This window comes from Moorena producens PAL-8-15-08-1 (assembly GCF_001767235.1).
In the GTDB taxonomy this organism is placed as follows: Bacteria; Cyanobacteriota; Cyanobacteriia; order Cyanobacteriales; family Coleofasciculaceae; genus Moorena; species Moorena producens_A.
Map to the genome: position 1 here is coordinate 8,591,878 of NZ_CP017599.1, position 13,912 is coordinate 8,605,789.

Below are 13,912 nucleotides of genomic sequence, written 5' to 3' on the forward strand. Positions count from 1 at the left end.
ATATAACTGGGTGCATCTCAATGAAAAAAAATGAGATGCACCTCCCTTTTAGATGTTAGCTGTTAGCTTGGCTAAAGCAATTTTCCCATTTTTACTACTCCCTAAATTTCCAATTCCCAATTCATAATCATGCAGGTGCCAACTAGTTCCTTCGACAAAATCAGTCCCACAGCTTTACTAGTGGCTTATGCCAGACAGTTTACCGATATTCCTTATTCCCAAGAATTGGCACAATTGGTTAATGCTCAAGCTTTCGTGGAGCAGTTACAAAAACAACAGTCCGATAAATCCTTTGAAGTAGCCGTTTTATTTGAAAGTCGGTATAAAGCTATCAATCAAGTGATGGCTCAATTTCAAACAACTCAAATCCTTGAACTAGCCTCCGGCTTGCTGCCACGGGGCATGGTAATGTCTGGTAACCCTTCTACAACGTTTATCGAGAGTGATTTGCCAGGGATGATAACACGCAAACAGCAACTGGTGAAACAGCTAGTTGGCGTACGCTCAAACTTGCACTTTGTTGGGATTGATGCCACTAGTCAACCCAGCCAATTCCCTCTCGATGTAGATTATCTAGATTCCCAAAAGCCCATTACTGTAATATGTGAGGGACTACTGCTGTACCTAACGTTACATCAAAAACAGCGGTTATTTGCTAATGTCCGGGAGTTGCTTCAGGTTTATGGTGGTGTGTGGATCACCCCTGATTTAAAGACAAAAGAAGATTTGAGTAGGATCCGAGGAAATAGCCCAGGTTTACAAAAATTCAGCCAGACAGTCAGAGGGATGACAGCCACCTCAGACACAGATACTATCTTTGACAATTTCGATCAGGTTAGGCAGTTTTTAACGGAGCAAGGGTTTCAGCTTCAGCGGTATAGTATGCTCAATGTATTAGACCAACTAACTTGCTTGCAACCGTTGGGGATTAATCCTGCTGTTGCCGAATCTATACTCGCGGATTCATTTGTTTTTGCGCTTACTCTAGACATCGGAAGTTAAAGAAGCGCGTTGATCGCATTAATAAGGTACAGTGCGTAGGGTGCGTTAGGGGAACCGAGGATTTTATCGGTAGCCACAGTTAGGTTGCTGCCCGTAACGCACCACCGAGTCAAACAACTTTTAGTAGATGCACCCGTTAAATAAGCGCGTTTAACGCAGTTATGAAGTACAGTATTAGTTGAAGATGATTCCCTTAAGATTATATTAAATATTGCCTATTGCCTTTTGCCTTTTGGCTTCAAATGCTAAGCTTTGTACTGAGCAGTATCAGAATTGCTATAGTATGTTAGATTGCATCGTGATTGGAGCAGGGCCAGCCGGTATAGTTACTACAAAAGAATTACTAGAGCAAGGAGTAGGCGAGGTAATCTGTTTAGAGCAAGCAGAGGATTTGGGCGGGGTTTATGCCCATGCCTACGATAGTTTAGTGCTGACTACTTCTTGCGCATTTAGTATGTTTTCTGACTTCTGGATAGGTGATGGCAATCAGCAGAAATTCTGGACAAAGAACGAAGCAGTTGACTATTGGAAGAGCTATGCCAAACATTTTGGTGTTTTAGATAAAATTCGTTTCAATTCCAAAGTTGTAGCACTCACTCCCCAAGACAATCAAGGGTGGGAAATTCAACTAGCCTCTGGAGAGATGTTGCACTCAAAACGGGTAGCGTTGGCAATTGGTAACAACAGTATCTCAAATTATCCAGAGTGGAAAAACTTATTAACTGAGGTGGAGTTTTCCCATTCCAAGGACTATCGTAACCCTGATAACTTTGTGGGCAAAACCGTATTAGTAGTTGGGGGAGGTGAGTCAGCTTCAGACATAGCCCTCGAAATATCTCGTGTCGCCAACAAGTGCTGGGTCAGCCTTCGCAATTCAGCTGGGTGGATAATACCTAGAAAGAGAGGTGACTATGCTGCCGATACTGCTAGCCATCGCGGTGTATACGGTCTACCCAGAGACTATGGACATGCTTTGAGCCAACTTATATTCCGATTAGAGTTGAGCAAGAAAGATCCAGTTCATGATACTATAGTTGAGCTAAATCAGAAGGTTAAGGCTAAAAAAGGGGTCTGGGGGACATACGCAACTAAAAATATCTCCTTACCCAAGGCAATTGTCTATCACGGCTGTCAAGTGGTCGGCGAAATAGTGAAGGTAAAAGATGGTGGCAGAACCTTGATAGCGGCCGATGGAGAAACCCTTGAAAACGTCGATGCGGTAGTATTTTGTACGGGCTACAAAAACTATGTGTCTTTCCTACCTGAGCACTTGAGAAAAACTGACCCCCGTAGTCTTTACAAACATATCTTTCATCCCCAGTATCGGGACAAAATCGCTTGGATTGGCTGGGCACGTCCAGCCATTGGCAGTCAGTTTCCTCTTACGGAAATGCAAGCGAGATTTTTTGCCTTGATTTGCACTGGGGAACGAACTCTTCCCCCTTCTGAGGAAATGGAGCAGGTGGCATCTATAGATAAAGCCAAATATTTACAACAGTTTGAACATAATGCCACTCGCATCCGAAGCTTGCTTGATTATCATATATACATCGACGAGCTAGCTGATTTAATTGGGTGCAAACCGCCCTTGTGGAAATACTTTTTCTTACATCCTCGGCTCTGGTTTACCATCGTATATGGTCCGACCCAAGGTACTCAGTTTCGTTTACGAGGACCAGGCCAAAAGAAAGCTTTGGCTCAAGAGCTGATCAAGAAGTTACCAGTGATTCCATTCAATAATCACGTTATCAAAGCTGGTCTAAGAGGTCGTGTGATTTATGGGTTCAAGGCTCTAGTTAAGGGGTTGTTGAATCCGCTCTATTTTGCTAGGAATTTGGTGAGAAACAAAGCTCAATCAGCCTCATGGCTTAATCAGGGGAGTAGGGAGTAGGGAGTAGGGAGTAGGAAGTAAACCCTAGAGTCAAGTTTTGTATCATTTAAGTTAACTCTGCTAACTTAATCCTCTTGAATGCCATGACTGACAATGTTCTTGACGTCCGTAATCTGAAAGTCCAATTCCAAACCGATGTAAAACAGGTCACAGCCGTTGACAGCATTGACTTTCAACTGCGTCGAGGACAAACCCTAGGGATTGTGGGGGAGTCAGGCTCTGGGAAATCAGTCACGTCTTTGGCCATCATGGGTTTGATCCCCTATCCTGGTAAAGTTACCAATGGCGAGATTTATTTCCGACCCTCAACTCGGGAAAAAGGGGTGGATTTACTAGGGCTGAGTCCTGATCAAAAGCAGTCCTACCGGGGTGGTCAAATCTCGATGATTTTCCAAGAACCGATGACCTCCCTTAACCCAGTTTATACCTGTGGGTTTCAACTGACAGAAGCAATTCTGCAACACCAGGATGTTTCCCTAAAAGAAGCAAGGCGTCAAGCCATGGCTCGTCTTCAAGAGGTGAAGCTACTCCCTAGCGATCAACAATTGAGGGAGAGTTTTCTAGAGGAATTCCGTCGGGAGAACCCTGGTCAAGCTATACCAGGGGAACGGCTAATTAATCGCCACATTAACCAGCAAAAACGGGAAATTTTAAAGCGCTATCCCCATGAACTGTCTGGTGGTCAATTGCAGCGGGTCATGATTGCGATCGCAATTTCTTGTAACCCTGATGTGTTGATTGCTGATGAACCCACTACTGCTCTCGATGTTACCGTACAGGCAACCATTCTGGATTTGCTCAGGGAGTTACGGGATACCCGAGGGATGTCCATGATTTTTATTACCCACGACTTAGGCGTGATTGCGGAAATTGCTGACAGCGTAGCGGTGATGTACCAAGGCAAAATTGTGGAAAGGGGTGATGTCTGGAAAATTTTCTCTGAACCAAACCATCCCTACACCAAGGGATTATTAGCCTGTCGCCCAACTCTGGATAAAACTATAACATACCTACCGACTGTTTCTGACTTCATGGAGGTGGTAACTACTCCTAGTGGAGAACAGGTGATCCGAGAAAAATCAAAAGGGTTGAATGTTGACCGGTTCCAGCTTCAAACTTCCCCAGATAACCTACCCTACGGGAACGCTAAAGGCGAACAACCTTCAACCAATAAACCTTCAACCAAACACCCTTCAACCAAACACCCTTCAACCAAACACCCTTCAACCAATAAACCTTCAACCAATAAACCTTCAACCAAACTACCATTAGTTTCGGTTCGTAACTTACAGGTAGGCTTTCCGATTCGAGGCGTATTTGGCGGGACGAAACGCTATCTGATGGCAGTCAATGGAGTATCCTTTGATGTTTATCCCAGTGAAACCTTGGGCTTAGTGGGAGAATCCGGTTGTGGCAAATCTACCTTAGCACGAACATTGCTGCGCTTGATTGAACCAATGGGTGGAGAAGTAAACTTTGATGGTAAAGAGATTACCAAAATCAAGGGTATGGGTTTGCGGCAATTACGCCGTGAAATGCAAATTGTGTTTCAGAATCCCTTTAGTTCCCTCGACCCACGACTAAAGATTGGAGAAGCAGTGATGGAACCCCTATTGATTCATGATGTTGGGGGTAATAGTAAGGAAAAACGCGATCGCGTGGCTGAGTTGTTGGAGCGAGTGGATTTAAATCCTGACTGGATGAATCGCTATCCTCACGAATTTTCCGGAGGTCAGCGCCAGCGGGTCTGTATTGCTAGGGCACTCGCTCTTAATCCTAAGTTTATCATTTGTGATGAATCCGTTTCTGCTCTAGATGTTTCCGTACAGGCACAGGTCCTGAATTTGCTGAAACAATTGCAGGAGGATTTCGGCTTAACCTATATCTTCATTTCCCATGACTTGAGTGTAGTCAAATTCATGAGCGATCGCATTATGGTAATGAACCAGGGCAAAATTGAAGAAATTGGTTCAGCTGACAGTATTTATCGAGAACCTCAGCAAGATTATACTCGTCAGCTGATTGCTTCTATTCCCACTGGTACTCTCGATCGGATTCAACAGCAGCAAGACAGACGACAAGCTATGGAAATACCTGAGATTAGTGATCCATGGTCTGTTAATTCTGAGATTAGTGATCCATGGTCTGTTAATTAAGGGAAAGGTGATTTTTTTTAATTCAAAATGCCAAATTAAAAATTCAAAATTACATAAGCTATCAGCTATCAGCTATCAGCTATCAGCTATCAGTATCGAAGTCTGTGCCACGAGTCATGGATTTTTACCCAGACTTTCAATTGTCATTAATCTGGAATTCTTAAATTCTCTCGTTCTAGTTTTATTTTAAGCACCGATCTAGTAGCGTGAGCTAAAAGCTGACGGCTGACGGCTGACGGCTGACGGCTGACTGCTTACAAAATTACTAGCCTTATAATTTTGAATTGTTGACAAGCGATGCAGCGCGGTCTTGGGGGAAACCCCCGCATGAAGGCGCTGCATCGCTTTCTTATCCCCCACACCCGGTCACCCCACACCCGGTCACCCCACACCTGACGTCAAAGTAAAAAACCTACCCTTATGAGGATGGGGAGATGGGGGAGATTTGATATCCAGATAATATCACTATTGTCACGCTTTGGTAATGGGTAAGGTAATTATGATTACTTTGGTACCATTACCGATTAGCAAAAATAATACCAATGGTTCAAAGTAGAACTACACAGAGATTCCTAAGGCTATGAGACATAATTGTTATTTTTATGTCCTCTTATTTTTTTAATTCTTAAGTGTAGAATCAATTTAGCTTGCTAAGATGTAAGCATTCAGCTATCAGCTATCAGTTATCAGATATCAGTTATCAGCTATCAGTTATCAGCTATCAGCTATCAGTTATCAGCTATCAGCTATCAGTTATCAGATATCAGCTATCAGCTATCAGCTATCAGCTATCAGCTATCAGATATCAGCTATCAGATATCAGCTATTAGCTATCAGTTATCAGCTATCAGTTATCAGCTATTAGCTATCAGCTATTAGCTTATGGTTAGGTCACAGGCTAGAAGCCTGTGCCACGGTACTGTTCGCGCAGCGTGCGCGTAGCGCAATCGGTGCTTTTGAATAAAATAAGCTGACCGCTGACCACTGAGCACTGACCACTGAGCACTGACCGCTGACCGCTGACCGCTAAACGCGCACGCGTGCGCGTAGCGCATATGCTTACTTGTATTGAAAATTTTCTGCATAATGGTTGCTGCTTCGCCCGATAAGTATATAGATACTTAAAAATCAGCTATTAGCACTCAGCATTCAGCAGGTAGTGCCTTAGCTGAATGCTTACAGTTTAACTAGCAAGTAAGTTCAATCAATTATCTAGGAGTAATTTTACGATGTCAGACATGAACAATCCAGAAGAAAATTCCCAAGCAGTTCCCTTCTTTGCCCGCTACTTGGAGGGACAATTTATTGAAGATTTATCTAAGGAAGAAATGGAAGCTGTCAAAGGGGGTAGTCAATTTCCTATTCGCAGTGTTACCAGAAAGTACCCATCTGATCGGGAAGATTCGTGGTTCGTAACCCTGAAGTACCCATCTGATGGCGAAGATAGTGGCGGTGGTAAAATTGTGACTATGAAGGCCCCATCGGATAATGATGAAATATAGCAATCCGTGTAATATTTGTGAGACGGAGGATATGTGGAAGATGGGGAAGAATATACCCAGAACAAAATTTATTTATTTTAGGTTTAAATTTAGTTGAGTGATGAGTAATTAGTCATTGGTCTTTGGGGAAGTAACACCCAGATTTCTGGTAGTACTATGAACTATAGCAATTCTACGACTTGTGAGGTACAAATTTCTGGTTTTTAGATAATGTGTACCTCATGAGTCCTAGAAACGCTATAATTAACCGGTTGCTACAACTCCAAAAAATTGGGAAGTATAAGTTTACGATTTACTGTACAATTTTACTACAATTAATCTGTAGAACACTTTTTTAGAGTTCAGATTACTAATCTCCAATGACCAATTACCAATGACTTGTGAAAATTTTAGCCAATTTGGCGTTACAGCTAGGGAGGCATGGCTTTTAATAGATTTATAGGGAAATAGTTGTGTCTATTCATGTATTAATAGTTAGGAACATGAGTTAGCCACATCCTATCTCCTATTTCCCCACATCTTATTTATCCACTAGGAGTTTAAAGCCATGTCTAATATGGAAAAACCAGAAGAAAATTCCCAAGCAGTTCCCTTTTTTGCTCGCTACCTAGAAGGGCAATGGTGCGAAGAGCTATCTGAAGAGGAAATGGATGATGTTAGAGGCGGTCGCGGATTTGCGTTCACAAAGAAGTACCCCTCTGATTGGGAAGATGGTGCCGGATGCTTTACTCGGAAGTACCCCTCAGATCACGAAGAGGGTGGTGGTGGTCCAGTCATGACTAAGAAGTATCCTTCAGATCACGAAGAGGGTGGCGGTGGTCCGGTGACTGAGAAGTTCCCATCGGATCAAGAAGATGGTGGCAGTGATCCAATTGTGGTGACCCTGAAGTTCCCCTCTGATGACGAAGATGTTCACCAGAAGTAATATCGTGTCTGGTTGACTATAGCGTTATTTATAACTGCTATAACACAATTAACAAAGGTCAAGAATTCGATGCAGCAGGTAATTACAGCAAAGCTGAAGTTGAACTGCACACTGGAGCAAAAGGAAAAGCTTCGTGCAGTTACTTTAGCCTATCGTGATGCCTTGAACTATACATCGAAATTGGCGTTTGACAACGGCAAACTTTCCTATGCGGCTAAGTTACAAAAGCAGGTTTACTACGACATTCGAGAACGCTTTAGGTTACCAGCCCAAATGGCATGTAACGTACCTCGACAGGTAGCTGCAATCTATAAAAATCTCTGGATGAAAGTAGAGCGTAATGCTACTCACTTAAAATCTGGCATTACCAACAAGCGTTACAAAGGGTTAGATACCCCTCCTAAATTCATAGCTCGGACTTGTACGTTTAGTTACAAGCGTGACTACTCCTTTGTTAAAGGTAAAGCTAGCCTAGTTACCTTAGAAGGTCGCATAAAAGTTGACTACTCCGGATATCAAAAACACTTAGACTTGATTCATTCAGGTGTTGCCAAAATAGGTACAGCAATAATTTGCTTTGCTGAAACAACCAAGACTTACTATTTACTAGTAAGCTTGGAGTTGGAGCTACCCGATATTAAACCTGAAGCGATCAAACGTGTTGTTGGTGTGGATGTAGGTCAGCGCTATCTAGCCGTAACCTTTGATACGAATAACACAGCTGGTTTCTTTTCTGGCAAGTCAGTGATTCATAGAGCTAATCGTTACTATAAAACGAAACAAACTCTACAGCGAAAAGGCACTCGTTCGGCTACCAGACGGTTGATAGTCTTGTCAAAACGAGAGAGACGGTTTAACGCTGATATTAATCACTGTATTGCCAAACGTGTCGTGATTTTTGGCTCATTGATTGGTCTAGAAAATATTACCCATAATCCTGATCAAATTAAGCTAATACAACTAGGCCATGAACCATCTGTAAAACTGTGTAAACCCCATAGAAATAAAAGGATTTGGGAGTTTACTAAGTTACATTACTTCATTGACTATAAAGCCGTTTTGGGTGGCGCTTTAGCGATTAGAGTTGATGCTGATTTTACTTCCCAGTCATGTCCCCGTTGTGGTCACACCAGTAAAGCCAATCGACCTAATCAGGGCTTAGATTTTGATTGCATGGCTTGTGGATACAAACTACATGCTGATTTAGTCGCAGCCAAGAATATAGCACTGAGAACGCTCCTCTTGAGGCAAGACTTTGAGAGGACGGGGCGACTTTCAACCGTCCCTGATGTGTCCCAGGATGAAACCAAAACTCTAGACTGAGGGGATTGCCAAAGGCTAGCCTATCTCGGAACTTAGATTGGAGGTGGACTGTAGACACAATCCCTTTGCCAACATCAGGTGTACTCGATGAGAGTACTCGATCAGGCAGGGGTAGTTGAAATAATTACCGATACTATTTCTCCCTTTGGGTCAACTGAGCTTTTAAAACCCGCGATCAGCCCTCAGCGATTAGCTTTGTGCTGAGTGTTATCTATTTAACCGTTATTTATTCGTTATCATTTAGGTATATGAACCGATCTCGTGATATAATTGTTTTGATCACTCACAGTGGTGATTATTTCACTATTGATAAAGTCGCCGACGCCCTATCAAAACGAGGCGCTAAACCCTTTCGCTTTGATACCGATCAATTTCCCAGTAAGGTGCAACTAGCAGCCGGGATCACTAGCGAAGGACTTAGTTACCAGTTAGACTATAATGGAAACTCCATTAAAACCGAAGACGTGCAGGGGGTATGGATGCGCCGACTCTGGCATCCACAAGTCAGCCCAGATTTAGCTTCCGGCAAAAGAAGCCCCACATCTCAATGCGCAGCATGAGTGTGGGATGAATTTTGCACAGAGTCTTTTACAAAAGACCAATCGATGTGTTATACTCGCGCATAATGACTTTCAAAGCCGAAAATGCTGGAAAGTTAATCAAACATTATTAAACAAAAGACCAAAAAAACAGAGCGGCAGGGCAGTCCGTTCTTAAAGCCCAGCGTCTCCTAAGCAATAGCTGGATTGGCTGGGAAGCCCACACTGAACTCAAAGAGTCAGTGTGGGAGCTGTCACGGAATCATTAGCAACCATTGATGGTTTCTTAGCTTCCGGCAAAAGAAGCCCCACATCTCAATGCGCAGCATGAGTGTGGGATGAATTTTGCACAGAGTCTTTTACAAAAGACCAATCGATGTGTTATACTCGCGCATAATGACTTTCAAAGCCGAAAATGCTGGAAAGTTAATCAAACATTATTAAACAAAAGACCAAAAAAACAGAGCGGCAGGGCAGTCCGTTCTTAAAGCCCAGCGTCTCCTAAGCAATAGCTGGATTGGCTGGGAAGCCCACACTGAACTCAAAGAGTCAGTGTGGGAGCTGTCACATAATCTCAACCATGCTCGTTGGGTAGATAAGTTAGAACGAATCCGAGAAGCAGAAAACAAACCACGTCAACTCAGAATTGCTAATGAAGTTGGTCTGCTCGTTCCCCGCACTCTGGTCACGAATAATCCAGATCGGATGCGGGGTTTCTTCGCAGAAGTAGGAGGAAAGATGGTGGCTAAGTTGCTTACTCCTCTTTCTTACGGTATGGAAGCTTCTTCTTTTTTCCTATATACCAGCGTTGTCAAAGAAGAAGACCTCCAAGAAGCAGAAATGTTGCGCTATAGCCCCATGGTCTTCCAAGAGGAGATTCCTAAACAGCGGGAGTTGCGAATAACATTCGTGGCGGGAAATTTATATGTAGGAGCTCTCGATGCTTCTCGATATTCTGCAACAACGATGGATTGGCGCTCTGCTAAACCAGAAGACTGTCCTTGGGAACCTGATCAATTGCCCAGTGAGGTTGCCCATGGCCTGAATGCTTTGATGGCAAGGTTAGGACTAACCTATGGCGCTATTGATATGATTGTCACCCCAGACGGTGAGTATGTCTTCCTAGAAGTTAACCCCACTGGCGAATGGGGCATGCTAGAGCGAGATTTGGGTTACCCCATTTCTGATGCGATCGCAGATGCCTTATTGTCTGAGGTTCTCAATTAAGGCAAAAGGCAAAAGGCAAGAGGCAAGAGGCAAGAGGCAAGAGGAACCCACCCCTAACCCCTCCCAGGAGGGGAAGGCAAGAGGCAAGAGGAACCCACCCCTAACCCCTCCCAGGAGGGGAAGGCAAGAGGCAAGAGGAACCCACCCCTAACCCCTCCCAGGAGGGGAAGGCAAGAGGCAAGAGGCAAGAGGCAAGAGGCAAGAGGCAATAATAAAGATGTTTTTAAGGCAATAATATCTCCCCTTATTAAGGATATATAGTCAAAAAATACTGTACATCATAAGTTAAATCAACGCTATAAAAATAAAAAAAATTACTATAAATTATGATTTATTGATGTTTAAAATTACCGATTTTAATATCTAAAAAATTAGATTTTTACTGGTGCAATATCTAATTGATTTTTTTTGTGAGTGTAGGGGATTAGTAATACTTTGTAAATTTGTTATTTTTACTTTTGGAGCGATACTTAACAATTTTATTACCCCGACTCCCGACTCCCGACTCCCGACTCCCGACTCCCGACTCCCGACTCCCTATTCCCGACTCCCTACTCCCTATTCCCTATTCCCTATTCCCTATTCCCTATTCCCTATTCCCTTTATTATTAACAATGACAGTTTTAATTATTACCCATAGCCAAGACAACGAAAGCATTCCCCTAGTGGTAAAAGCCATTGAAGAAAAAGGGGGGAAAGCCTTTCGATTTGACACTGACCGATTTCCCACGGAAGTCCAACTAGATGTCTACTACGGTAAGAATAAAGACGGTAAGAATACAGAAAGGCTAATCCTAAAGTCTGAGGAAGAAAAGCTAGATTTGCAGGAGGTCTCAGCAGTTTGGTATCGGCGCATTGCCATGGGGGCAAGAATTCCCAGCACCATGGATCCCCAAATGCGGCAAGCCTCTGTACAAGAATCTCGTGTAACTATCCAAGGTATGATTGCCAGTATCGATGGCTTCCACTTGGATCGGGTTCCTGTGGTTGAGCAAGCCAAGAATAAGCAGTTACAGCTAAAAGTAGCACGGGAACTCGGGATAGATACTCCCCTTAACCTCACCACCAATAATCCTGCAGCAGTGGTGGAATTTGCCAAAGAATGTGAGTCAGGTATAATTACCAAAATGCTTTCATCCTTTGCCATCTATGATCAGCAGGGGGAGGAGCAGGTAGTGTTTACCAATCCGGTCAAACCGGAGGATTTGGACAACTTGGATGGATTAAGGTTCTGTCCAATGACCTTTCAGGAACATCTGCCTAAGGCACTAGAGTTACGAACCACAATTGTCGGAAAGCAAGTGTTTACTGCTTCGATAGACTCTCAACACTTTCCAGGTGCTCGTTATGACTGGCGGCGACGGGGCGTTGATTCCCTAAACGCTTGGCAGCCCTATCAGTTGCCCCAAGATCTGGAAGAAAAGTTGCTGAAGCTAATGGATTACTTTGGCTTGAACTATGGCGCGATTGATATTATTTTAACTCCCGATGGTCGCCATGTATTTCTTGAGGTCAATCCAGTGGGAGAATTCTTCTGGCTTGAGCTTTGCCCTGGCTTACCAATTTCCCAGGCTATTGCTGATGTTTTGCTGAACTTAGTGCCACGTCGTTCTTAGTACTAATTTTTTGGTGTTGCTGAATCTTTGAATGAATATGAGTGGGGTGGGCATCCTGCCTGCCGCAAAACTGTAACAGGCAAGATGCCTGTTCCACCAAGATCCCATCCCCATTCCACAGGTGCGACCCAAGGGCGCGAGGGATTGCTCGCGCCCTTGGAGGCGCGCACCTACTCTTCAAATAATTCTATTATTAAGCAACGCTACTTTTAGTTTGAGTGCTCTTGCAGCCAGTTGAGTAAGTCATCACTGGTCTGAAAATCCCACATGGCTTCTGATAAACGGTCTAGGTCTTGCTTGGTCAAGGCTTCGATTAATGCCAAGGCATTAGTTGTGAGTTTACCAAAACGGCTCTCAAGCAGTCGCAATAGTAAATTTCTTTCCCCTTCTTCTCGTCCTTCTCTTTTCGCGAAACTCAATGCACCTCGCGCGTCCTCCAAGGCCATCTCCTGTTTGCGGAGTTTTTCCACTTCTGAGACACTCAACCCCGCTTGATTTGCTATAGTTAAGGCTTTTTCTAGCTGTGGGATTTCCCTGAGCTTGTCAGGAATAATTTCTAAGTTGGGCGCTTCTTTGATAAAATAGATCCACTTATCTATAACACTTTCCAAGTCTTCCAGTTGCTTAGTAAATTTAGGAAGTTCCACAAACACCAGTTTCAATTCATTTTCCTGATAAGGCAAATGGTCTTCTTCTTCTTGAAAGTAAAAACAGCTAATTACTTTCTCTGTTGAGGGGAATAACTTAAAATCCGTGATGGTTAAAGCAATGACCGGATTGAGATCGAAATATCCCTGTCCCGATTTCAGTTGATTCCCATAGGTTTTGCACAAGTTATAAACCACTCGCTTCTCGAAAGCCTCTACATTCCAGAGTTGCATCTCAATGATGATAGTCGTTCCATCTTCTAATACTGCCTTAACATCGAGATAAGTGTCTTTTAAATCCACTACATCGCCAGCACTATAGGGATCAATAATTTCTAAATCCTGGATGACCGAGTTACCGTAGTAGATCATGGCATTTAGGAAAGAAATCAGAATATCCTTACTCTGATCTGAGCCAAAGATTTTTTTGAAAGCAAAGTCAGTTTTCGGGCTGATGAATCTCATGGTTTTACCGGGTTACGAGGTTGATCTAGGGAATAGGGAGTAGGGAATAGGGAGTAGGGAATAGGGAGTAGGGAATAGGGAGTAGGGAATAGGGGTAATAAAATTTACTTTACCTCATGAGGACCAGAGGGTGCATTTTACCCAATTTAAAACCGCTCTATCATAGTAACATAGGTAAAAGAGTTTACATTATGGTTTTAACTTCAGGATAATCTGAGCATGAAAAAGCAATTATTTTATCTAATTAAAATAACATCTACTAGTTTAATTACTTGCGCTTTATGTCTAGAAATTTGGTATACTTATTTACGGCTAAACGATGGCTCTATACCAAGTAACCTCTATGCTGCATTGTGGATAGGAAGTATCATTTTAATATCCCATTTTATTGAAGGTGTAATCGCTGCTTTAAAAGCTAACAGTTGTGATAAAAATCCTATAACCTATGGCATTTATACTTTTTTTGTCGGGTTTGTTGGATTGTGGGAATTATTTAATCCAACTTCAGAAAGTTCTAGTTAAAAATAAAGCCTTTTACAGAAACACCTCACACCTACCTGAAGGGGTGAAGAAATAGCCTGAAAAGCTTTAAATGTAAAGGGTTCCTGAGGGGGGCGAC

The 13,912-nt window shown here is 43.0% G+C and carries 12 protein-coding genes; 10 read left to right on the forward strand and 2 right to left on the reverse strand.

Annotated elements, in window-relative coordinates; translation table 11 throughout:
* Positions 1–129 precede the first annotated feature (129 nt).
* The 3 genes from BJP34_RS31495 (at position 130) to BJP34_RS31505 (ending at position 5,049) form a co-directional block, all read left to right on the forward strand.
* Positions 130–1,002, forward strand: a complete 873-nt coding sequence (locus BJP34_RS31495; protein ID WP_229424117.1) for a class I SAM-dependent methyltransferase — start codon at positions 130–132, stop codon at positions 1,000–1,002.
* A gap of 211 nt (positions 1,003–1,213) precedes the next feature.
* Positions 1,214–2,893, forward strand: a complete 1,680-nt coding sequence (locus BJP34_RS31500) for a flavin-containing monooxygenase (RefSeq protein ID WP_229424118.1) — start codon at positions 1,214–1,216, stop codon at positions 2,891–2,893.
* An 83-nt stretch (positions 2,894–2,976) separates the two neighbouring features.
* Positions 2,977–5,049, forward strand: coding sequence for an ABC transporter ATP-binding protein (locus BJP34_RS31505; RefSeq protein WP_070395749.1), 2,073 nt, complete (start codon positions 2,977–2,979; stop codon positions 5,047–5,049).
* A gap of 198 nt (positions 5,050–5,247) precedes the next feature.
* Here BJP34_RS31505 and BJP34_RS44910 read toward each other — a convergent pair whose 3' ends face one another.
* On the reverse strand, positions 5,248–5,391 hold the full coding sequence (locus tag BJP34_RS44910) for a hypothetical protein (RefSeq protein WP_158517569.1): 144 nt from the start codon (positions 5,389–5,391) through the stop codon (positions 5,248–5,250).
* Between the two features lie 887 nt (positions 5,392–6,278).
* On the opposite strand from BJP34_RS44910, the gene BJP34_RS31515 reads away from it, so the two are divergent.
* The 6 genes from BJP34_RS31515 (at position 6,279) to BJP34_RS31540 (ending at position 12,181) form a co-directional block, all read left to right on the forward strand.
* Entirely contained in the window at positions 6,279–6,551 is a 273-nt protein-coding gene (locus BJP34_RS31515; RefSeq protein WP_070395750.1) for a microviridin/marinostatin family tricyclic proteinase inhibitor, read from the forward strand.
* A gap of 547 nt (positions 6,552–7,098) precedes the next feature.
* Positions 7,099–7,476 (forward strand): microviridin/marinostatin family tricyclic proteinase inhibitor, encoded by a 378-nt coding sequence (locus tag BJP34_RS31520; protein ID WP_070395751.1) that lies wholly within the window; start codon positions 7,099–7,101, stop codon positions 7,474–7,476.
* Between the two features lie 69 nt (positions 7,477–7,545).
* Positions 7,546–8,799: an RNA-guided endonuclease InsQ/TnpB family protein gene (locus BJP34_RS31525; protein WP_229424119.1), complete on the forward strand. Its 1,254-nt coding sequence runs from the start codon at positions 7,546–7,548 to the stop codon at positions 8,797–8,799.
* Positions 8,800–9,047: 248 nt separating this feature from the next.
* Positions 9,048–9,359 carry an MvdC/MvdD family ATP grasp protein gene (locus BJP34_RS31530; protein ID WP_070395752.1) on the forward strand — a complete coding sequence of 104 codons (312 nt, stop codon included), beginning with the start codon at positions 9,048–9,050 and terminating at the stop codon, positions 9,357–9,359.
* 531 nt (positions 9,360–9,890) lie between these two features.
* Positions 9,891–10,565, forward strand: a complete 675-nt coding sequence (locus BJP34_RS31535; protein WP_229424120.1) for a hypothetical protein — start codon at positions 9,891–9,893, stop codon at positions 10,563–10,565.
* 458 nt (positions 10,566–11,023) lie between these two features.
* Positions 11,024–12,181: an MvdD family ATP-grasp ribosomal peptide maturase gene (locus BJP34_RS31540; protein WP_229424121.1), complete on the forward strand. Its 1,158-nt coding sequence runs from the start codon at positions 11,024–11,026 to the stop codon at positions 12,179–12,181.
* A gap of 209 nt (positions 12,182–12,390) precedes the next feature.
* Here BJP34_RS31540 and BJP34_RS31545 read toward each other — a convergent pair whose 3' ends face one another.
* Entirely contained in the window at positions 12,391–13,293 is a 903-nt protein-coding gene (locus BJP34_RS31545; RefSeq protein WP_070395754.1) for an Rpn family recombination-promoting nuclease/putative transposase, read from the reverse strand.
* 219 nt (positions 13,294–13,512) lie between these two features.
* On the opposite strand from BJP34_RS31545, the gene BJP34_RS31550 reads away from it, so the two are divergent.
* Complete coding sequence (locus tag BJP34_RS31550; protein WP_070395755.1) at positions 13,513–13,815, forward strand: hypothetical protein; 303 nt, start codon at positions 13,513–13,515, stop codon at positions 13,813–13,815.
* The last annotated feature ends 97 nt before the right edge of the window (positions 13,816–13,912 follow it).

Excerpts from the sequence above, each read along its gene's own strand:
- BJP34_RS31495 (WP_229424117.1), top strand. The coding sequence starts at position 130 with ATGCAGGTGCCAACTAGTTCCTTCGACAAAATCAGTCCCACAGCTTTA.
- BJP34_RS31505 (WP_070395749.1), top strand. The coding sequence starts at position 2,977 with ATGACTGACAATGTTCTTGACGTCCGTAATCTGAAAGTCCAATTCCAA.
- BJP34_RS44910 (WP_158517569.1), bottom strand. The coding sequence starts at position 5,391 with ATGCAGCGCCTTCATGCGGGGGTTTCCCCCAAGACCGCGCTGCATCGC.
- BJP34_RS31515 (WP_070395750.1), top strand. The coding sequence starts at position 6,279 with ATGTCAGACATGAACAATCCAGAAGAAAATTCCCAAGCAGTTCCCTTC.
- BJP34_RS31520 (WP_070395751.1), top strand. The coding sequence starts at position 7,099 with ATGTCTAATATGGAAAAACCAGAAGAAAATTCCCAAGCAGTTCCCTTT.
- BJP34_RS31525 (WP_229424119.1), top strand. The coding sequence starts at position 7,546 with ATGCAGCAGGTAATTACAGCAAAGCTGAAGTTGAACTGCACACTGGAG.
- BJP34_RS31530 (WP_070395752.1), top strand. The coding sequence starts at position 9,048 with ATGAACCGATCTCGTGATATAATTGTTTTGATCACTCACAGTGGTGAT.
- BJP34_RS31545 (WP_070395754.1), bottom strand. The coding sequence starts at position 13,293 with ATGAGATTCATCAGCCCGAAAACTGACTTTGCTTTCAAAAAAATCTTT.
- BJP34_RS31550 (WP_070395755.1), top strand. The coding sequence starts at position 13,513 with ATGAAAAAGCAATTATTTTATCTAATTAAAATAACATCTACTAGTTTA.